This window comes from Coraliomargarita sinensis (genome assembly GCF_003185655.1).
Taxonomy (GTDB): Bacteria; Verrucomicrobiota; Verrucomicrobiia; order Opitutales; family Coraliomargaritaceae; genus Coraliomargarita_B; species Coraliomargarita_B sinensis.
On record NZ_QHJQ01000002.1, the window covers coordinates 380,402 to 400,737 of the forward strand.

The window sequence follows — 20,336 nt, forward strand, 5'->3', positions numbered from 1 at the left end:
GCTAGAAAAATCATCGATCGGAACTGTCGCTGACTAATTTTGCGCAGGGCAATAAATTGGCACGGCTTCTGTTGTATGTTCCATATACTTTCTCCCACATGGGAGTTGGGGTAATAAGACAAAGCAGAAAACACAGTGGCGCGGGGCTTAGGGGTAGGCTTCGCGCCACACTGTTTAAGAGTTTCCTTATTAGGCGAACTAATTCTAACTATAAGTTTTAGAAGAAAGTGAAAAAAAATGAAATCAGCGCTTGCAGAAAGTATTTTTTGATTCATCTCTACACACATCAACAATTTCTCCCGCAAGGGAGTTTGGGGTAACAAATAAAGTAGACAATGGTTGGCGCGTTCCTTAGGGGTAGGGAACGCGCCATTTTTGTATCAGCCATCTTAAGTGCCAATTCTCACAGTGGATATTATGTTACATGGCGCAGGATAAGTTTCTCAGCCTGACTTACCGTTTTTCTTTTCCGGACGGCTCGGAAAAGAAGTTTGTCATTAAACTCAATCGTGAGAGCGGAAAATTGGTCCAGCGCGAGCGCGACAGTTATCCGGAGTGGACAAGGCTAAGCTACAAGCAATGTCAGCATTGCCCGTTAAAGATAGAAGATCAGCCGCGTTGCCCGGTAGCGGTCAGTCTGATTGATGTTGTCGAATTTTTTCAGGACTCGATTTCAACCAAACAAGCTGTTGTCACGGTCGAGAGTGGTCAGCGCATTACCAAGCGCACGCGCACCAATCTGTCCTCATCCATCAGTTCGATTATAGGCATTTACATGGCGACGAGCGGTTGCCCGATTATGGATAAACTTCGCCCGATGGCCCGTTTTCACCTGCCTTTTGCGGATACTGAGGAGACGGTGTACCGGGCGTTGTCGATGTATGCCTTGGCGCAGTATTTTCGACATCAAAAGGGCCTGGAGGCGGACTGGGATTTTCAGGCTCTGAAGCAGATCTATTCGGAAGTGAATCAGTTGAACATCGATTTCGCCAGGCGGCTTCGCAATGACAGCATCAGCGAAGCAACAACGAACGCGATCACCAGCCTCGACTGCTTTGCTCAGGAAATCGATTTTTCGATTTCCGAAGAGATGCTGGAAGAGATTGAGACTTTATTCGAGGGTTACGCCTGATGGGATATCGATTGGTATTATTTCTCTGTGCGTGTGGGTTGTCGCTGTCGGTCCATGGGGTGGACTACGCCACAGAGCTGAATCTACGCTACGCGCCCTATGCGGATTGGGAGCAGCATTTAACGCTCGAGCAAATAAAAGCGGCCGAGCCGGAGATCTGGTGGCGAAGTCCAGAGGCAATTCGTGCCAGCCGAAGCGATTCCGGGGAGGCGTTGAGTGGTGTGCATCTCGCCATCGACCCGGGGCATATCGGAGGTGAATGGGCGGCGACTGAGGGACGAGATTTTGTGATCGGTCCGGAGGACTTTCGCGTCCGTGAAGGAGAGCTGGTTTTAGAGGTGGCTCGCCTGGTACAGGCTGAACTGGTTGAGATGGGGGCCGAGGTGACATTGCTTCGCAACAGTGCAACACCGCTCAACCCCAAACTACCCGAAGCCTACTTAACTGCGGCGACCGAGCGCATCGAGCGACCCAATGAGGTAAGCTGGGCTTCACTGTTGGATTATGCTTATGCCCTCAAGCAGGCGATGAATCGGATGTATGCCGTTGCCGGTGAATTGGAGGAGCGCGCCCGCTTGGTGAACGAGGAGATTAAGCCGGATGCTTTGTTGTCGCTTCACATCAACGCAGCGCCGTGGCCGCTCGATCGGGACGGAGCCGTCAAATATTCGCTGGTTGATTCCAACCATACTCATGTTCTGATTTTCGGCTGCCTCAGTGATGCCGAGCTTTCTTCTCCCCGTCAGAAGGAGCAGCTGGCTGTGAAAATAGCCAATGGTTCTGCAACAATTGAACGTGAGTTGGGGCAGGCCCTTGGTCTCTCGTTGGGAAAGGCGACTGCCTTGCCGGCTTCAAAATACAACGGGAAGAACGCGGTACAACTGGCTGGCCACACGCCATACCTCTGGACGAGAAATTTGATGCTGCTCCGGTATGTGGAGTGCCCGGTCGTCTTACTCGAGCCCTACATCGCCAACAGTAAAGAGAGCTATCCGAGGATCCAGGAAGCCTTGGAGCGCAGGCATTCGGGAAGGCCGCTGGCTGAGGGCGATATACTTGTGGAATATGCACAGGGCGTAGTGGCAGGTGTGCTTGACGTCTACGGCCCGGGTGCCGGTCATTAGTTGTTACCCAGATGTTCGTCGTCCAGTCCGCCCTTGAGCATGCGGTCGAGTTTGAGTTGCTCGATTTGTGAGCCAAGATAGCGCTCGAACTGATCAAACCGTTCGAGAATCCCGCGTGTTTCAAGAAGTTGCTGTTTTAGCTTGCTGGATGAACAGAGCGTGTAGATCGCAAGATCCAAAACGTTTTCCGGTTCCTTTACATTGCTGAGGAATTGAAGGACTTCCTTGGGGATCGGTGCTCCCAGTCGCATTTGCGTCTGTACGAGACTGATCAAAGTCGGCTGGATGGCCGAAAGTGACTGCACGGAACCGTCGGATTTGCTCAGAATCTGACTGATGCGTGCGCGGCGGTAGGGCTCTTCCGCGACAATTTCTTCAAAATGGACCCGGGCCAAGCCCTGCAAAATGAGATTTGAGGTGCCATCGGGGTTTTGTTTGCAAGCGCGCACAACACCGACACCGGCAATGGAGTGGGGTGTTTCCAGTACTTCCGCTTCTTCCTGCCGGGTGTCCACGGCAGCAACCGCAAAAATACGCGCTGCACTTAATACATCCGCGAGCATTTGCCGGTAGCGAGGTTCGAAGATGTACAGAGGCATCATGGCCTGTGGAAACAGGACGGTTTCGTTTAAAGTCATCACCGGAACTTCGGCCGGTATTTCAATTTCACTGCTCATCGCTATGTCCATTGATCCGGATGCAACATGCGGGGTTCCGGATCATCTGTTTCAGCATAATATACTGCCATGCGAAAATAGCGAATTCGATCCTCGGGAATTGAGGGGTTTTTTGAGCGGGCTTCCTCGAAAAGCACTTCCGGAGCGCGCCCTTGAAGTTCAAAAGTATCGCGAATGCCGATATCGATCAGGTTACGCGCCGAAGCCACATCCATGCGCGGAATCCGCATCAGGGCAGAGTTCAAGGCCTCGTAGTCGACTTTCTTTTTCTTCTTTTCTGCAAACACGGCTTCTATTCATCGATTTCCATTGGGCTTTGAAACAAAGAAATGCCCCATCCCTCAAAATAGGTGTGACAGCGACGCCACCGTGATGTCCCTAGGTGTGACACGCTGTGTGACGTTGTGTCGCTTTTTCCTGTTGTAGAAGATGCGATTCAAGTCTCGTAAATATTTTTAAGTAATTACAGTACAGGCGTTTATGCTAAATTTTTCCGTTACGGCATCCGCTTTGCTACATACATGGCATGGGTAAAATAATTGGAATCGACCTCGGTACAACAAACTCCTGCATGGCCGTCATGGAAGGCGGGGAGCCTGTTGTGATCCCTAATTCGGAAGGTGCACGCACCACGCCGTCAATCGTTGCATTCTCCAAGAATGGAGAACGCCTGGTTGGCCAAGCGGCGAAGCGTCAGGCAGTCACCAACCCGAATAACACCATCTTTTCAGCCAAACGCTTTATCGGCCGCAAGTACGATGAAGTGCAGGAAGAAGCCAAGAGCCTTCCTTACAAGGTTGTCGAAGGTAAAAACGGCGACGCTTACATCGAGTGTGATGTGGAAGGCAAGACCGAGAAGTTCGCTCCCGAGCAAATTTCCGCCATGGTTTTACAGAAGCTTAAGGCCGACGCCGAATCCTATCTCGGTGAGAAGGTGACTGAAGCGGTCATTACCGTGCCGGCTTACTTTAACGATGCCCAGCGGCAGGCGACGAAGGATGCCGGTCAGATTGCCGGTCTCGAAGTGAAACGTATTATCAACGAGCCGACCGCAGCGGCATTGGCTTACGGCCTGGATAAAGGCCAGGACGAGACGATTGCTGTTTATGACCTCGGTGGGGGGACCTTCGATATCTCGATTCTTGAAATCGGTGACGGTGTCTTCGAAGTCAAGGCGACCAACGGTGACACCCACCTCGGTGGCGACAACTGGGACAGCGCACTGATCGATTTCCTGATCGAAGAATTTAAGAAGGAACAGGGGATTGACCTTCGTTCTGACAAGATGGCTCTCCAGCGTCTCAAGGAAGAGGCAGAGAAAGCCAAGATTGCACTGTCCTCCACTCAGAGCACTGACATCAACCTGCCGTTCATCACCGCGGATTCTTCCGGCCCGAAGCACCTGAACGTCTCGCTCAGCCGCTCAAAGCTGGAGCAGATTTGTGATGGCCTCTACCAGCGCACAGTGGATCCGTTCAAGGCTTGCCTGAAGGACTCCGGTCACAGCGCATCCGACATCGGCGAGCTGGTCCTTGTTGGTGGTATGACCCGCGCACCCAAGGTCGTGGAAATCGCCAAAGACCTGACCGGGAAAGACCCACACAAGGGCGTCAATCCGGACGAGGTGGTTGCGATTGGTGCTGCGATCCAAGGCGGTGTGCTTCAAGGCGACGTACGCGACGTGCTGCTCCTTGACGTGACCCCGCTGACACTGGCAATCGAAACTGCCGGTGGCGTGGCCACACCCATGATCGAGCGGAACACCACGATCCCGACCAAAAAGAGTCAGACTTTTTCAACCTACGCGGACAATCAAACCGCAGTCGACATTCAGGTTCTGCAGGGTGAGCGCCCCATGGCCAAGGATAACAAGGTACTGGGGAACTTCCGTCTCGACGGTATACCGACCGCCCCGCGTGGTACACCGCAAATCGAAGTGACCTTCGATATTGATGCCAACGGTATCCTTAACGTCAGTGCGAAGGATCAGGGCACAGGTAAAGAACAACACATTACCATTACCGGTTCTTCCGGTCTCGACAAGGACGAGGTTGAAAATCTCAAGCGCGAGGCTGAAGCGCACGCTGCCGAAGACGAAGCTCTCAAGGCACGTGTCGAAGCCCGCAACGAACTCGATAACATCGTTTATCAGGCCGAGAAGCAAATCGAGGAGCTGGGTGAAAAAATCCCGGCAGACAAGAAGACCGAACTCGAGACAGCGATCGCTGACGGTAAGAAGGTGCTTGAAGATCAGGAAGCAGACGCCGAGGCCCTCAAGGCTCCGAAGGAGAAGATCCTCGAGGTTATGCAGTCCTTTGCTCAGGACCTCTACAGTCAGTCCGGTGGTGCCGAAGGTGCAGGCCCTGATGCGGGGGCCGCTGCCGGAAGTGATGCCGGAGCGACTGAAGAGAAGAAAGCCGACGGTGATACCGTCGATGCCGACTTCGAAGTCGTTGACGACGATAAGAAATAATCTCTATGGCCGCAGTCCGGAGCATCTGTTTCCTGGCTGCGGTTTTTCACAAAACAACATCTCCAACTAAACCATACATCAAACTATGAAAATAAAACCACTCGGTGCACGCGTTGTCGTAAAGCGCATTGAAGAAGACGAACAAGTCCGTGGCGGGATCATTATTCCCGACTCCGCCAAGGAAAAGTCCCAGGAGGCAGAAGTGATCGCCCTGGGCACGGGCAAGGAGGACGACAAGCCGTTCTTCGTAAAGAAGGGCGACAAAGTCCTGATGCCTCAATTCGGTGGCACCCAAGTCAAAATCGACGGTGCTGAATACACCATCATCGAGGAAGAGAGCCTCCTCGGTATCGTTGGTTAATCAATCTGTAACACAAAAATATAACGAAATATGGCTAAGCAAATTCTATTCGACGAATCAGCCCGCAAAAAGCTCCTGCACGGTGTAGAAACACTTTCCAACGCCGTCAAGGTGACGCTTGGACCCAAGGGCCGCAACGTGCTGCTCGACAAAAAGTTCGGTGCGCCGACAGTAACCAAGGACGGCGTGACCGTTGCCAAGGAAATCGAGCTTTCCGATCCCTACGAAAACATGGGCGCACAAATGGTGCGTGAAGTCGCCTCCAAGACGGCTGACTCCGCAGGTGATGGCACAACAACTGCCACCGTGATTGCTGAAGCAGTGTATCGTGAAGGTATTAAGAACGTTGCCGCTGGCGCCAATCCGATCTACCTCAAGCGAGGTATTGACAAGGCTGTCGCAGCAGCGACCGAGTCTTTTGCGAAACAAAGCAAAAAAGTGAAGGACCGTGAGGAAATTCGCCAAGTAGCGACTGTATCCGCAAACTGGGACCAGGAAATCGGCGAAATCATCGCCGATGCAATGGACCGTGTCGGCAAGGATGGCACGATCACAGTTGAAGAAGCCAAAGGTATCGAAACTTCCCTCGATGTAGTCGAAGGCATGCAGTTCGACAAAGGCTATCTCAGCCCGTACTTCTGCACCGACGCGGAAACTCAGGAAGTTAACTTGGAAGACGCTTACATTCTCATCCACGAGAAGAAGATTTCCAATCTGAACGAAATCCTTCCGCTGCTTCAAACAGTTGCCAAGAGCAACAAGCCGTTCCTCATCATTGCTGAAGACATCGAAGGCGAGGCACTGGCTGCTCTCGTCGTCAATAAGCTGCGTGGCACACTCAATGTTGCTGCGGTTAAGGCTCCCGGATTCGGTGACCGTCGCAAGGCAATGCTTGAAGACATCGCAGTTCTTACCGGTGGTCGCTGCATCACTGAAGATCTCGGCATCAAGCTTGAGAATGTCCAGCTCAGCGACCTCGGCCGCGCCAAACGTGTCAATATCACGAAGGAGGACACCATCATTGTCGAAGGTGCCGGCAAGAGCTCTGACATTCAGGGTCGCGTCAAGCAGATCCGTCGCCAGATCGAAGAAACCTCATCCGACTACGATCGTGAGAAGCTCCAGGAGCGTCTTGCCAAGATCGCCGGTGGTGTTGCCGTCATCAACGTCGGCGCGCAAACCGAGCCGGAAATGAAGGAGAAGAAGGACCGCGTCGACGATGCATTGCACGCAACTCGTGCTGCTGTCGAAGAAGGTATTCTTCCCGGTGGTGGCGTGGCGCTGCTACGTGCCGCCAAGTCCATCGAAAAGGCTGCTGAAGGTCTTGAGGGTGATGAAAGACTCGGCGCACAAATCGTACGCCGTGCCATTGAATCGCCTCTCCGCCAGCTTTGCGAAAACGCAGGTGTCGAAGGGTCGCTGGTCGTCGCCGAGGTCCTCAAGGCCAAGGGCGGCAAGGGTTACAACGTAGCCACAGGCGAATATGTCGACCTGATCGCCGAAGGTGTGGTCGACCCTGCTAAGGTAACCCGCACCGCGCTGCAAAACGCTGGTTCCGTTGCCGGCCTTCTCCTCACCACCGAAGCCATCATCACGGATGAACCGGAAGAGGACAAGGGCCACAGCCATGGCGCTGACATGGGCGGCATGGGTGGTATGGGCGGCATGGGCGGCATGATGTAGCCTCCCGGTTGACCAACCGTACACTTATTCTAAACAAAGCCCCCGGTTCGCCGGGGGCTTTTTTTACGTTTGAGGTAGGGAGGCATGCCCTCATGCCTCCGCGATGCTTGCGCGCGGGCTGGGAATACGAACCAATCTCGCGACAGTCTAACACGTATAAAGATCACACATGTGACCTTTGTCTTAGCGAGCTTGATCGAATGGATGAGTCGTGAGGCCCCTTGCCGATCGCGGATGTCTGGGGGCAGACCTCCCTACCTTAAACCACCCAGACTAAATCCCCGCTGTCGACGATGTTGAAAAGCTCAATGACTTCGTCGTTGAGCATTTCCACGCAACCACCGCTGAAGGGTTGGCCGATACGGTCTTCGTGGTTGGTGCCGTGAATATAGATATAGCGATCATAACTGTCGCGGCCCGGTCCGGCGTTGTGGCCCGGTTCCAGTCCGCGAAGTCGAAGAATACGGCTGGTGATGAGGTTGCGGTCTCCTTCTTGACCGGTGTAATTGCTGAAGTGTTTGCCTGTGGGCACGCGCCCTTTAAAAACCATACCCTCCGGTTGTCCGTTGCCGATTTTATCGGCGACTTTGTGTAAACCGGTGGGTGTGCCGTTGGAATCTTCAATGCAGGAAGGAGGCTTCCGCGAGGTGGACACGGTGTACATTTTAGCGATATCGTTACCTTGTATCAGGGCCATACGCTGGTCTTTGATCGAAACGATAAGGCGGCAATCCGTGGGGATTGTTGACAATACCGCGCAGCGCTCATTTAGTTTTTCGATTCCCTCTAGAAAATCATATGGCATATAAAATTGGTATCCTCGGAGCGACTGGCGCTGTCGGTCAAGAACTCATTCGGCTTCTGCATGAGCGTAATTTCCCCATCTCGGAGCTACGCCTGCTGGCCTCGGCCCGCTCGGCTGGCAAGACCCAGACCTATCAGGACAAGTCCTGGACCATCCAGGAAGCGACGCCGGACAGTTTTGACGGTCTGGACGCATGTATTTTCAGTGCCGGTGCTTCCCAGTCCAAGGCGTTTGCCGAAGAGGCGGCGAAGCGCGGTTGTATTGTAATTGATAACAGCTCTGCCTTTCGCATGGACGAGGGGGTGCCGCTGGTTGTGCCGGAGATCAATCCCGATGCCGCGTTTGAGCACAAGGGGATCATTGCGAATCCGAACTGCTCGACCATAATTACCCTGATGGGACTTTACCCGCTGCATCAGGCTTTCGGCCTGAAGTCGGTGATTGCTTCGACCTATCAAGCCGTGTCCGGAAGCGGTACAGGAGGTATCGTCGAACTGGAGCAGCAAACACGTGCCTGGGCCGAAGGTGGGGAGATGAAGAAAGAGGTCTATCCCCACCAGATCGCTTTTAATTTACTCCCACACGTCGATGTCTTTTTCGACGATGGTTACACCAAGGAGGAGATGAAGATGCTGAACGAGGGTCGCAAGATCATGAGCCTTCCGGAACTGAAGGTGACCTGCACTTGCGTGCGCGTACCGGTATTCCGTGCCCATTGTATTTCAGTCAGTGCCGAGTTCGAGCGTCCGGTTTCGATTGAAGCAGCCCGCGAGGCAGTGGCCGGGTTTGAAGGCTCCGAACTCGTGGATGACCCGGCCAACGCGAAGTATCCCATGCCACTGGACTATTCTGAAGTAGTTAATTGTGGGGTCGGGCGTATTCGTAAAGATCAGGTCTTCGAAAACGGTCTGGCCCTGTGGGTCACCGGTGACCAAGTCTGGAAAGGTGCCGCGCTCAATGCGATCCAAATTGCAGAGCTCTTGCATGACAAGGGCAAGCTGAAGGGGTAATCCGGCAAGTGTATCGGCTGGAGGAACGCTGATTGCAACACAGTCTTTCGTAAGCTTCGTCGATTGCGCTCGCTCCCATAAGCATGCAGTAATTTGCTTTACCAGACCATCTAGGGGGTAAAACATATTTGTCATGGACCTGAACGAGTTGAGGATGCTGCTGGACTTTGGTATGGTCGTGATCCTATGGCTGGTGCAACTGGTGATCTATCCGAGTTTTCTGACCTGTGACCTGACCAAATTGGTGGAATGGCATCGTGCCTACACCCGTCGGGTGGCATGGGTGATCATCCCCGTCATGTTCACACAGTTGCCCTTGGTCGGCTGGTTGACGCGCGAGGAACCCACCAGGTTGAATCTGGCGGCATTTGTTTGTATCCTGATTGCCTGGCTGCTGACCTTCACGGTGTCGGTGCCTTTGCACCGCAAAATTGACAGCGGAGATACCAGTAGCGAAACCATGCAACGGCTGATCAAGACAAACTGGCCCCGCACGGTCCTCTGGACCGCAGCCTTTGTACTCGGGATGGGATAAGGCCGGGATAAGCGCCACCAAATTCTCAGCTGCAGGAGTTGGTTGAAGCGTCTTATTTCTTATGCTGCATTTGCCCGACTGCCGCGATCAATATCTCGACAACTTGCTCATCACTGCAGTGGTCGGTATTGATGGTGAGGTCGTAAAGTAGGGGGTCGTCGATTTTACAATTGAAGTGCTGCTTCATGTATCGGCTGCGAGCGGCATCTTCTTTCTTAATATAATCCGCAGCCTCTTTGCGCGAGACGTGCTTTAGCGCAACGATTTGTTGGATCCGCTTTTCCAGGCTGCCAACGAGGCGTACCTGCAGAACATTGGAAAAGCCCTGTGTGATCTTATTGCCTCCGCGTCCCACAATGATACAATTCCCCATTCGGCTGAGACGGACAATAGTGCCCACCGTTTTATCAAAGAGAGTCCACATGGAGGGGTGCCGTCCAAGGATCTCATTGATAGAACTTTCGACTTCGCTGACGGCATCGTCCGGCATAAACTTTTCAAGATCCGAGGGGAGTTGATTGTCTTCCAGAACTTTTAGGACGAGATTATCGTCAAATAGTGTCCAGGGGACTTTTGCTTTCGGATTCAGTGAGCGTAATGTTTCCTGCAGCTTGAGTCCGATTGATCGTCCACGTGCTCCCGTTTGGCGTGATATTGTGACGGCCGGGGCGCGCACGCTTTTGGCCGTCGGTTTGTGGTGCATGTTCGCAGCAACGTAGCTGCGGCACTCTGTAAAACTGGGGTGGATAGCCATAACGAAGAAGCCTTTCTATGGGGTGGATGATGGGGGCTGTGAAACGTCCTTCCTAACTGAGGAACGGTTTGAGAATAACTCCCGGAGGCGCAGTTGGCAAGTTGGATATTTCCAGCAAAATGCTGTCTTTTCTGCTGTAACCTGAGCATATGCCGCAAGGCTTCTGTGCTTGGAGATCAAGGACGCAAGCGGATCACCTGGCGCCACAGGCTGGCTTCATTGGAATGCCCAAATTTTTCCAGGAGTTTACGAATGTCCTGATGTGTCGGTTCCGGAAGCGGATCATGCGGATCGCCCTTCAGGTCTGGCCTGGCCTGACACACGAGAGCCCAAGTGGCCCATGCGCGGGCCCGGCGGAGTTCCTTCCGTGGCCCCCGCAGGCGGGTGGCCTGATGCTGGAAGCTCACGCGCGGGTTGCCGGGGAAGTCATCACTCCGATGGTTTTCGAAGATCCACAGCAGCGCCGCGTAGGGTAGGGGCCACTCGCTTAGTATTGGATCCTCTTCGGAAATGTCAGCGTAGAGTGCCCGGGTGATGGCCAACACTGCGCGGCCGGCGTGGCCTTGCTGCCAAAGGAAGTGTCCGTATTTCAGTGCGTTATAGTAGAACGCCGGCGTATGCTTCGCTTGCCCGGTCAGGCAAGTATGGTTCATGGATGAACGCACTTGCGGCAGGTGTGGGCAGTGCAATGGCTCATGCGGGGACATGATGACAAACTGCCGGTGAAGCGCTCCCGCTCCAAGCACTTTTGAAGGTTGAAACATACGGCCTCTCGATCTCCATTGTTCCGATGAATGACTCGCCCGGTATTCTTTTTCTTTGCACGGCCAACTACTACCGCAGCCGATTTGCTGAATTGTATTTCAACCATCTGGCGGATTTGGAAGGTCTGGCCGTTCGTGCGGATTCGGCCGGTTTGGAAATGGCGAAGTGGCGCAGCTATAATCCCGGAGACCTATCCGTGCATACGGTGACGGCTCTGGCTGAGCTTGGTGTTGCCCTTGATGAGCCATACCGGGCACCGCGTCAGTTCGATCCTGATCGTTCCAGGGGTCAGCGATTGATTGCCCTCAGCCAGTCGGAACACCGGCCGATGGTACAGAGGCTTTTCCCGGATGTCCTCGACCAGGTCGAGTTCTGGGGGGTGGAGGATGTGGAGTTCGAGCACCCGGAAACCGCGGTAAAATTGATGAAAGAGTCTATCGAACGCTGTATCGAAGATTATAAATAGTCATGGCTGGAAAAATAATACGATTCACGCATTGCCTTTAAGGCGTGATCGGGCCTTTTGGCTCTCGTGCAATCCCAGGCAGATACAAAACCAGCTCAGGGCTCGCGGATCTGGCACCCGGATTTTCCGGTGCGTCCTGCGTGTTTTCCCTTTTTTTACGGATGGGTGCTGGCATTTTTCGCCACCCTTGGTGTCTGTGCGAGTATGCCCGGTCAGACGATTGGTGTCGGTGTCTTCAAAACCCGCTTGATGGAGGTGCTCGGGCTGACCTCCATGCAACTGAGTGTGAGTTATATGATCGGTACCTTCCTCAGCGCTCTCTTTCTCGGGGCCGGTGGCAAGTTTTTTGACCGTGTGGGCGGGCGTAAAGCTCTGGTTTACTCCGTGGCGGCGCTCGGCTTCGTGCTTCTGGGAATGAGTTTTGTGGATCGGATCAGTTTGCTGGCGGCTTACATCCCCGTGGTCAATTTCAGGATCTGGTTACCCGGTTTCATCTGCCTGGCGCTTGGCTTTGCCTTGTTGCGCTTTACCGGTCAGGGGATGGTGACGCTCGCTTCCCGAGCCATCCTGGGGAAGTGGTTTGACCGGAAGCGTGGCCTGATCATCGCAGTCAGCGGGGCGGTGGTTTCGCTGACCTTCTCCATGGCACCTCTCAGCTTTGAGTATTTGATCCGGGACGTAGGTTGGCAGGGTGCCTGGCAGGTTATGGCAGCTGTTCTGTTGCTGGTGATGACGGCATTGTTTTGGGTTTTTATTCGGGATAATCCGGAGGAGTGTGGTCTGGAAATGGACGGTGGTGCCAGCAGCAAACCGCGAAAAATGAATCCGGATGCCATGGTGCACCGGGACTTTACCCGCCCGGAAGCGGCAAGAACCTTTGCCTTCTGGGCCTTTACGCTGATGTTTGCGCTTTCCGGTCTCGTTATCACGGCCTTCACCTTTCACATTCTCGCCATCGGCGAAGAGATTGGTGTGAGTGATGATTTCATTCTCAAGCTGTTCGTTCCGGGCGCAGCGGTATCGATTGTTTCAGGGATCGCGATTTCCTGGGTGACTGACCTCTCCTTCATACGAATCAAATACTTGCTTTGTATCATGGGTATCTCCGGAGCCTTGGCTTACGGTTGTGTCGGATTTGGCACTTACCCGGAAATTTCCTGGTTGCACGTGCTTGGTTTCGGCGTTTCAGGCGGCTGTTTTTCGGGCTTATCCATTATCATTTGGCCGCGATTTTTCGGCCGCCAACACCTCGGGGCCATTTCCGGATTATTCATGACGACGATTGTCATCGCCAGTGCCGTAGGGCCATTCCTGTTCAGTATGGCGGATTCATTCCTGGGGAATTACCGCATCGCATTCATCGTGTCCGCTTTTTTTGCTGCCGCTTTGGCAGTGGCTGCGCTGTGGGCGGATAATCCACAGAGGAAATTGGTTCAAGGCTAGGGTGACTAAGGAGTTTGTTGAGGACTGCGGTTCGGAAACAGTATACCAGAAATTGGTCATAACTCTGAATGGGAATGGCAGGCGTATTTATCCCCATAAGCTTTACGCGAAGCTGGTAACGTTAGCGCGCTAATTCTCCAAACCCGGGTGCGGGAGGGGACTTGAGAACTTCGATCGTGTTGAGTTCCTCCACTGCAGCGCTATCGAGCAGCCAGAGAAAGGCCATAATCTGGTGTTCTGTAGGTGGGACTTGGTGTCGGCCCTCAAAGGCAATAATGCGGACTTCGATATTGTTTTTAGTACTATGTCGAGATCCCGCTTGCGCAGATAGTGATTGGCAGCGCGGTCATTGTTTCCATAAACCACGATGACTTTCATCGGGCGGAATCTTAATATTGTGCGCTCGACCCCCTGGTCCCATTATGAGTGTTTTATTGCATCATCATGCTGTCGAAAGTTCTCCTGAGCTTCAGGCCGTGTGCTTTCGAACATTATATATGAAACGTCATAGATTTACCTTCGTCCTTGTTTTTGCTATCTTGATAACGTTTTTCTCCGGTTGTGGTAAGAAAGATGACCGCGAAGGAGATGTTCCGCCTCAGCCTGTACCTTCTCAGTCTGAAGCAGCTGTTGAGTCAGAATCCGCCGCGGCTGAAGAACCAGAACCTGCACCGGTTCCAGAGCCTTACCTGGAGTTTGAATATGCGCTTCACGATGTCAGATTAGCTGCTCTTGAGCGTGAGAAGATCTCTTCGGAACGAATGGAAGTGATCGGCGATTTACGTTTGGAGCAGAATGCTGTTGCGGATACGCTGCAGGCCTACGAGAGAGGACCTGCTGATGAGAAACTTCTGAATATAGCTTTGAGGAGTTTACAGTCTTACAAGGAATCTGCTGCAGCCCACGAAGCGGCTGGTGATCTTGAAGCTGCCAGGCGTGCCCATTGGAAAGTTAAGAATCAGGAAATGAGGCTGAAAATGTACCGTATGAAGGATCCGGCAGAGCGGTCGGGTTTCAAGGAAGAGCTGGAATTGCGTGATAAGGATCTGAACAAGCAGATCAAGAAGCTGTCGGGCCCATTCAACCGGCAATTCCGGGCGGTTATTCAAGAATATGAACAGCTGTCCAATTTTCCCAGCTATCTTAAGGATTTTATCCATAACCCCGCCAAGATGGAGATGCCAGTAAGACTCAATCGAATTAACTATAGTGGCGTTAACCCGTTTGCCAGCGTGACATGGGAGGGGCCGGATGGAATTCGTGCTTTTTATGCCACATTCGAATTTCTACCCAAGGAAGCGGATCCAAAGGTTGAGGGGCTTTTTCTGGGGAAGTATCCTTACACGAAATGGACTGACTATGGAATGAGTGTCTATGTCGGAGAGATGGCAATTCACTACAGCACGAAACTGGAGCGCTACAAAAGCAAGGAAGGTTTGGGAGAGGCGCTTCCTTTATTATTCGATCTCGAGGGGCTTGCTAATCTGAAGCCCAAGGCCCGTCCGGAGTCGCCCGCCGAATGAGGACGTATATCGCTCTCTTTTATCGGGTCCCGGAATCTTTACATTTGGCCTTTGATCCGAATGTTGCTAACTTTAGGCCTCCGTGCCGCTAATGCGATTCGCCATCGTAGGGCAGTCTGCTCTCCAGCGTAGGTAGTCTAAACGAAGCCCCTTCAGACGGCTGCCCGCTAGAGCAAACGATAAAGCTGACATGATTGATCGTACGGCTAAAGCGGTGCGACTTCGCTGGACGATCTTAAGTTCGTGCCATCCGCTGTTGCCCCTTTTTGTGCATCCGGAGGTTCCGCTGGTTGGCGCATCAAAAAAGGCCGCTTCAATTGAAGCGGCCTTTGTGTAAAAAGATATTAACGGTTACATCCGTTACTCTTCAGTCGATTCCTCTGCGGTTTCGCCTTCATCCTCGGCCTCATTTTCCTCCGAGGAGTCTTCTTCTGAAGCGATGACTTTGGAGATGCCGATGAGCTCGTCCTTATCGCCCAGATTGACGAGTTTGACCCCGGCGGCCGCGCGTCCGGTGATGCGGACATCCTTGATCGGTGAGCGGACGGCCTGGCCCTTGAGCGTGAACATCATGATCTCGTCCTCGTCGGTGACGGAGAGGGCACCGGCCACCTTGTCGGACTTGATGGCGATGATGCCCGAGCCGCCGCGTGACTGGGTGCGGTATTCGCTGAACTCGGAACGTTTGCCGAGGCCGTTGGCGCCGGCGATGAGGAGTTTGGCCTCGGGATCGACGATTTCCATGGCGACCACCTTGTCGTCTTCGCTCTTCAGCTTGATGCCGCGGACGCCGCGGGTGGCGCGTCCCTGATCACGGAGATCAGTTTCGGCGAACCGGATGGACTGCGCGTTCGAGGTGACGAGGCAGATTTCATCTTCACCGCCGGTTAGGCGGGCTCCGACAAGATTGTCGCCCTCGTCGATCTTGATCCCGATGATCCCGCCCTTACGGTAGTTCTTGAAGTCGGCCAGTTTGGTCTTTTTGACCACGCCTTTTTCGGTGGCGAGGACAATGGACTCATCACCTTCCTCGAAGTCTTTCACGCAAATGGTGGTGGCCACGCGCTCTCCCTCCTGTAATTCAAGCACGTTGGCGATCGCCCGGCCTTTGGCGGTTCGGGAGCCTTCCGGTATGTGGTAGACTTTCTCCACGTAAACCCGGCCACTGTTCATGAAGCACATGATGTAGTCGTGGGTGGAAGCCGTGAAGAGGCGTTCGACAAAGTCATCTTCATACTGCCCGGAGCCGATGACGCCCTTGCCGCCGCGTTTCTGCGAGCGGTATTCGTCCAGGGAGGTGCGCTTGATGAAGCCCTTGTGGGTAAAGGTAATCATGCAGCCTTCGTTCGGCACGAGGTCCTCCATGGATAGATCGCCGTCGACGGCCAGCACCTGTGAGCGGCGCGGGTTGCCGTATTTCTCCTTCATGTCGCCGAGCTCGTCCTTAATCACACCGAGCAGCTTTTGCTCGTTTTCGAGGATGGAGCGCAACTCTTCGATCAGGGCCATAAGAGCGAGGTACTCTTCCTCGATCTTGCCGCGCTCCATGCCGGTGAGCTGGTAGAGGCGCAGTTCGAGAATCGCATTGGTCTGGATCTCACTGAGCGGGTACTTCGCCATGAGGGCCTGTTTGGCCTCATCGCGGTTCTTCGAAGCGCGGATGATCTTGACGAAGTCGTCCAGGTTATCGAGGGCCAGTTTATAGCCTTCCAGAATGTGGGCACGGGCCTCGGCCTTGCGAAGGCGGAAAGCGGTGCGGCGGAAGATGACCTCGCGGCGGTGGTCGATGTAGCAGTTGAGCATCTCCTTGATGTTCATCTGCTTGGGCCGCTTGTTATCCAGGGCCAGAAGGATGACGCCGAAAGAGCTTTCCAGTGGAGTCATCTTGTAAAGCTGATTGATAATCACCCGTGGGATGGCACCGCGCTTGAGATCGATGACGATTCGCGTCTCTTCGGTGGACTCGTCGCGCAGGTCGGCAATGCCGTCTATCGCTTTATCTTTGATCAACTCGGCGATGCGGATAACCAGTGAGGAGCGGTTTACATTGTATGGAATCGCCGAAATAATGATCTGCTCCTTGCCTCCGGATTCGACCGCCTCGGCAATACCACGTGTGCGAACAATGCCACGTCCGGTCTTGAGGTAGCTCTCGATTCCGGACTTACCGTGGATGAAACCGCCACCCGGGAAGTCGGGCCCCGGGATGAGTTGGATCAATTCGTCGAGCTCGATTTTCGGGTCGTCGATGATCGCGCAGGTCGCCTCGATGATTTCGTTGAGATTGTGCGGCGGGATATTCGTCGTCATGCCGACGGCGATACCGGTGGAGCCGTTCATCAGGAGATTGGGCAGGGCGGACGGGAGGACTGACGGCTCGGTTGAGCTCTCCTTGTAGTTGGGCACGAAATCGACCGTATCTTCATCGATATCGCGCAGAATATCTTCCGCGATATTCTCGAGTTTACATTCCGTATAACGGTAGGCGGCCGGGGAGTCGCCGTCGATCGAGCCGAAGTTGCCCTGCGGAATGATCAGGGGGTGGCGCATCACCCAATTTTGGGCGAGACGGACGAGGGTGTCGTAAACCGAGCTGTCGCCGTGCGGGTGATAATTTTTCAGCACTTCCCCAACCACACCGGCACATTTGTCGAACGGGCGATTATGAAGGAGGCCCTCGCGGAGCATCGCGTAAAGAATACGCCGCTGGACCGGCTTGAGGCCGTCACGCACGTCGGGTAGGGCGCGGCTGACGATGACGGACATCGAATAATCGATGTAGGCCGTTTGCATGATGTCGGTAATCGACGTCGGCTCGGCGCGTTGAATGCTAGGATCGATGGGAGGTTTTTCGGACATTTCTTACGAGGTGGGAAAGTGGGAAGGTTTGAAGGTGGGAAGGACTTTGGGTGGGAAGGTTTGAAAGACGGAAGGTTGTTTCTTTTACCTTCACACTTTCGCACCTTTGCACATTAAAACCCTCAGCGTGTTCAATCTAGACGTCCAGGTTGGACACGTTGAGCGCATTATCTTCGATGAAGGCTCGACGGCTGGGGACATCTTCGCCCATCAGCATGGTGAAGATGCCGTCGGCCAGCGCGGCGTCGGCGATATCGACTTTCAGGAGGCGCCGCGTATTCGGATCCATGGTGGTTTCGTAGAGTTGTTTCGGGTTCATCTCACCGAGACCTTTATAGCGCTGGATCTGCAGGCCGCGTCGACCGAGGCTGCGGATATTTTCAACCAGTTCGATGATGGAGTGCAGTTCGATGATGTTCTCTTTCTTCTCATCACCTTTGTTTTCGATCAGGTGGTAGCGCGGCTCGTCGGAGGCCGAAAACTGCTTCACGTCCATGCCTGCCTGGGCGATTTCACGCAGGAGCTTGGTCATTTCCGTGGACTCGAAAATTTCGTGCAGTGAAATGCGTTGCTGCACTTTGATGCCATCATCGCTCACCACTTCCTGCAGGATCGTATCCGTGAAGTCCGTATCCGTGAGGTCGAATTCATTGTGGAATTCGGCGCGCTCGTCATCGTCCTTGAGGAAGCGGAACTTTTCTTCGTTACCCGTGCGGATGCGCACGATGTAGCGGGGGAGGGCCTGCGTTTCCGGATCGTGTTGATCGAGATACTCGGCGAAGTTGCAACCATAACGGGTCACACCGCGCCCGATCATCTCAAGCCGGGAAAGGATTTCGACGACGTGGTCGATATTCTCACCGGTAAGATCGGCATTGTCGCGAAGGCGAACGAGGTTCACATCCTCGGTGCCGAGCTCGAGCAGGATACGGTTAAGCTGGGCATCGTTGTCGATGTATTGCTCGCGGCGCTTGCGTTTGATTTTGTAGAGCGGTGGCTGTGCGATATAAACGTAGCCGGCTTCGATCAGTCCCTTCATCTGTCGGAAGAGGAAGGTCAGAAGAAGCGTGCGAATGTGAGCGCCGTCGACGTCGGCATCCGTCATAATGATGATTTTGTGGTAGCGGGCCTTCTCGATGTTAAAGGCACCGTCACCTTCGTGATCGCCAATGCCGGTACCGACGGCTGTGATGAGCGCGCGGATTTCATTATTGCCCAGTACCTTGTCCAAGCGGGCTTTCTCCACGTTCAGCAGCTTGCCGCGGAGTGGCAGGATAGCCTGGGTGGCACGATCACGGCCCTGCTTGGCGGAGCCGCCGGCAGAGTCACCCTCGACGATGTAAAGCTCGGATACTTCGGGATCGCGGGAAGAGCAGTCGGCCAGCTTGCCCGGAAGGCCACCTCCGGAAAGGGCTCCCTTACGAACAGTTTCGCGGGCCTTGCGTGCCGCCTCGCGGGCGCGGGCGGCGTGCAGGCATTTATCGATGAGCTTTTTGGCCACCTGAGGGTTCGTCTCAAAGTAGTACTTCAGTTCCTCGCCGGTGATTTTTTGGACGATGCCATCGACTTCACCGTTGGAAAGCTTGGTCTTGGTCTGGCCTTCGAAGCGGGGCTCGGGCACCTTGACCGAGATCACGGCGGTCAAGCCCTCGCGGGTATCGTCGCCGGAAAGGTTCGGGTCCTTGTCCTTGATCAGGTTGTTCTGCTTCGCATAGTTGTTGATGACACGCGTCAGTGCCGTGCGGAAGCCGGATAAGTGGGTGCCACCCTCGATATTGTGAATCGAGTTGGCGTAAGCGTAGATTTGATCGTTGTAGCTATCGTTGTATTGCAGCGCGATATCGACGACAATGTTGGCGTCCAGATCCGGATTCGGGGTCGGCGCCTCACCGTGAAAACTGATCGGATCCGCATGGATGACCGATTTATTCTCATTCAAATAGGCGACATACTCCGCGATGCCGTCTTCGAAGAAATAATCGTCCTGACGGTTGTTGCGCTCGTCAACGAAGCGGATCTTAATGCCCGGGTTGAGGAATGCCAGTTCCCTCAGACGCTTGGCCAGAAGCTCGGCTTTGAACTCGCGGGTAGTCAGAAAGATCTCCGGATCCGGAAAGAATGCGATGCGGGTGCCGGTGCGCTTGGTGTCGCCGATTACCTTCATCTTTGAAGTGGTGATGCCCCGGGAAAATTCCATTTTGTGGACCTTGCCCTCACGTCGAACCTCGACTTCAAACCATTCCGAAACCGCATTAACGCACTTGGCGCCGACCCCGTGCAGGCCGCCCGAGACCTGATAGGCGCCCTTGCCGAATTTACCGCCGGCGTGAAGATTCGTCATGACCAGTTCAAGCGCCGGAATCTTGTATTTCGGGTGGATGTCGACCGGGATGCCGCGACCATCGTCTTCCACCGAGCAGGAGCCGTCGTTGTGAATGCTCACCGTGATTTGCGAGCAGTGCCCGGCCAGTGCCTCGTCGATCGAGTTGTCGACAATCTCGAAGACACAGTGGTGCAGGCCGCGCTCGTTGGTGTCACCGATATACATATCGGGGCGCTTGCGGACGCCTTCAAGGCCTTCCAGCTTCTGGATCTTGGATGAATCGTAAACGTCGGCACCCGCGCTTTCGGGCGCGGATTTTTCGGATAGATTCTCGGGCTTTTCTTGATCTGACATAAGCACAAAAAATTATTGGTTCTTCGCGCTTCTGACCACTAAAAAGTTA

Annotated in this window: 18 protein-coding genes; 11 read left to right on the forward strand and 7 right to left on the reverse strand. The window is 54.0% G+C overall.

The window, feature by feature from the left end:
* Positions 1 to 424: 424 nt before the first annotated feature.
* Together DDZ13_RS04195 and DDZ13_RS04200 are read left to right on the forward strand one after the other, a co-directional pair.
* Positions 425 to 1,132: a DUF6901 family protein gene (locus tag DDZ13_RS04195; RefSeq protein WP_110130168.1), complete on the forward strand. Its 708-nt coding sequence runs from the start codon at positions 425 to 427 to the stop codon at positions 1,130 to 1,132.
* A gap of 59 nt (positions 1,133 to 1,191) precedes the next feature.
* Positions 1,192 to 2,256 (forward strand): N-acetylmuramoyl-L-alanine amidase family protein, encoded by a 1,065-nt coding sequence (locus DDZ13_RS04200; protein ID WP_158279783.1) that lies wholly within the window; start codon positions 1,192 to 1,194, stop codon positions 2,254 to 2,256.
* Here the strand turns inward: DDZ13_RS04200 and DDZ13_RS04205 are convergent.
* Together DDZ13_RS04205 and DDZ13_RS04210 are read right to left on the reverse strand one after the other, a co-directional pair.
* Positions 2,253 to 2,933, reverse strand: a complete 681-nt coding sequence (locus DDZ13_RS04205) for an LON peptidase substrate-binding domain-containing protein (protein ID WP_158279784.1) — start codon at positions 2,931 to 2,933, stop codon at positions 2,253 to 2,255. The two genes, DDZ13_RS04200 and DDZ13_RS04205, sit on opposite strands and share 4 nt — an antisense overlap.
* 2 nt (positions 2,934 to 2,935) lie before the next feature.
* On the reverse strand, positions 2,936 to 3,220 hold the full coding sequence (locus tag DDZ13_RS04210) for a helix-hairpin-helix domain-containing protein (RefSeq protein ID WP_110130171.1): 285 nt from the start codon (positions 3,218 to 3,220) through the stop codon (positions 2,936 to 2,938).
* 239 nt (positions 3,221 to 3,459) lie between these two features.
* Here DDZ13_RS04210 and dnaK point away from each other — a divergent pair, with 239 nt between their 5' ends.
* The 3 genes from dnaK (at position 3,460) to groL (ending at position 7,450) form a co-directional block, all read left to right on the forward strand.
* Complete coding sequence (dnaK, locus tag DDZ13_RS04215) at positions 3,460 to 5,406, forward strand: molecular chaperone DnaK (RefSeq protein ID WP_110130172.1); 1,947 nt, start codon at positions 3,460 to 3,462, stop codon at positions 5,404 to 5,406.
* 85 nt (positions 5,407 to 5,491) lie between these two features.
* The gene (locus DDZ13_RS04220; RefSeq protein WP_110130173.1) at positions 5,492 to 5,767 is read left to right on the forward strand and encodes a co-chaperone GroES; all 276 of its coding nucleotides are present in this window, start codon (positions 5,492 to 5,494) and stop codon (positions 5,765 to 5,767) included.
* Positions 5,768 to 5,797: 30 nt separating this feature from the next.
* Positions 5,798 to 7,450 carry a chaperonin GroEL gene (gene groL, locus DDZ13_RS04225; RefSeq protein ID WP_110130174.1) on the forward strand — a complete coding sequence of 551 codons (1,653 nt, stop codon included), beginning with the start codon at positions 5,798 to 5,800 and terminating at the stop codon, positions 7,448 to 7,450.
* Positions 7,451 to 7,709: 259 nt separating this feature from the next.
* On the opposite strand, the gene DDZ13_RS04230 is transcribed toward groL, so the two are convergent.
* Entirely contained in the window at positions 7,710 to 8,201 is a 492-nt protein-coding gene (locus DDZ13_RS04230) for a L,D-transpeptidase (RefSeq protein WP_233246070.1), read from the reverse strand.
* Between the two features lie 47 nt (positions 8,202 to 8,248).
* Here DDZ13_RS04230 and DDZ13_RS04235 point away from each other — a divergent pair, with 47 nt between their 5' ends.
* On the forward strand, positions 8,249 to 9,265 hold the full coding sequence (locus DDZ13_RS04235; protein ID WP_110130176.1) for an aspartate-semialdehyde dehydrogenase: 1,017 nt from the start codon (positions 8,249 to 8,251) through the stop codon (positions 9,263 to 9,265).
* A 133-nt stretch (positions 9,266 to 9,398) separates the two neighbouring features.
* Positions 9,399 to 9,800: a DUF1772 domain-containing protein gene (locus DDZ13_RS04240; protein ID WP_110130177.1), complete on the forward strand. Its 402-nt coding sequence runs from the start codon at positions 9,399 to 9,401 to the stop codon at positions 9,798 to 9,800.
* 52 nt (positions 9,801 to 9,852) lie between these two features.
* Here the strand turns inward: DDZ13_RS04240 and DDZ13_RS04245 are convergent, their stop codons facing one another.
* Together DDZ13_RS04245 and DDZ13_RS04250 are read right to left on the reverse strand one after the other, a co-directional pair.
* Positions 9,853 to 10,554 (reverse strand): cytidylate kinase-like family protein, encoded by a 702-nt coding sequence (locus tag DDZ13_RS04245; protein WP_110130178.1) that lies wholly within the window; start codon positions 10,552 to 10,554, stop codon positions 9,853 to 9,855.
* A gap of 176 nt (positions 10,555 to 10,730) precedes the next feature.
* Positions 10,731 to 11,207: a hypothetical protein gene (locus DDZ13_RS04250; protein WP_110130179.1), complete on the reverse strand. Its 477-nt coding sequence runs from the start codon at positions 11,205 to 11,207 to the stop codon at positions 10,731 to 10,733.
* Between the two features lie 95 nt (positions 11,208 to 11,302).
* Here DDZ13_RS04250 and DDZ13_RS04255 point away from each other — a divergent pair, with 95 nt between their 5' ends.
* The 4 genes from DDZ13_RS04255 to DDZ13_RS15440 all read left to right on the forward strand — a co-directional run bounded on the left by DDZ13_RS04255 (position 11,303) and on the right by DDZ13_RS15440 (position 15,088).
* Positions 11,303 to 11,785, forward strand: coding sequence for an arsenate reductase/protein-tyrosine-phosphatase family protein (locus DDZ13_RS04255; RefSeq protein WP_110130180.1), 483 nt, complete (start codon positions 11,303 to 11,305; stop codon positions 11,783 to 11,785).
* 66 nt (positions 11,786 to 11,851) lie between these two features.
* Complete coding sequence (locus DDZ13_RS04260) at positions 11,852 to 13,228, forward strand: MFS transporter (RefSeq protein WP_158279785.1); 1,377 nt, start codon at positions 11,852 to 11,854, stop codon at positions 13,226 to 13,228.
* 497 nt (positions 13,229 to 13,725) lie between these two features.
* The gene (locus DDZ13_RS04265; protein ID WP_146209230.1) at positions 13,726 to 14,751 is read left to right on the forward strand and encodes a hypothetical protein; all 1,026 of its coding nucleotides are present in this window, start codon (positions 13,726 to 13,728) and stop codon (positions 14,749 to 14,751) included.
* Positions 14,752 to 14,941: 190 nt separating this feature from the next.
* Positions 14,942 to 15,088, forward strand: coding sequence for a hypothetical protein (locus DDZ13_RS15440; RefSeq protein WP_158279787.1), 147 nt, complete (start codon positions 14,942 to 14,944; stop codon positions 15,086 to 15,088).
* 23 nt (positions 15,089 to 15,111) lie between these two features.
* On the opposite strand, the gene gyrA is transcribed toward DDZ13_RS15440, so the two are convergent.
* Both gyrA and gyrB read right to left on the reverse strand, forming a co-directional pair.
* Positions 15,112 to 17,610 carry a DNA gyrase subunit A gene (gene gyrA, locus DDZ13_RS04270; RefSeq protein WP_110130183.1) on the reverse strand — a complete coding sequence of 833 codons (2,499 nt, stop codon included), beginning with the start codon at positions 17,608 to 17,610 and terminating at the stop codon, positions 15,112 to 15,114.
* Between the two features lie 136 nt (positions 17,611 to 17,746).
* Positions 17,747 to 20,287 (reverse strand): DNA topoisomerase (ATP-hydrolyzing) subunit B, encoded by a 2,541-nt coding sequence (gyrB, locus tag DDZ13_RS04275; protein WP_110130184.1) that lies wholly within the window; start codon positions 20,285 to 20,287, stop codon positions 17,747 to 17,749.
* Between the last annotated feature and the right edge of the window lie 49 nt (positions 20,288 to 20,336).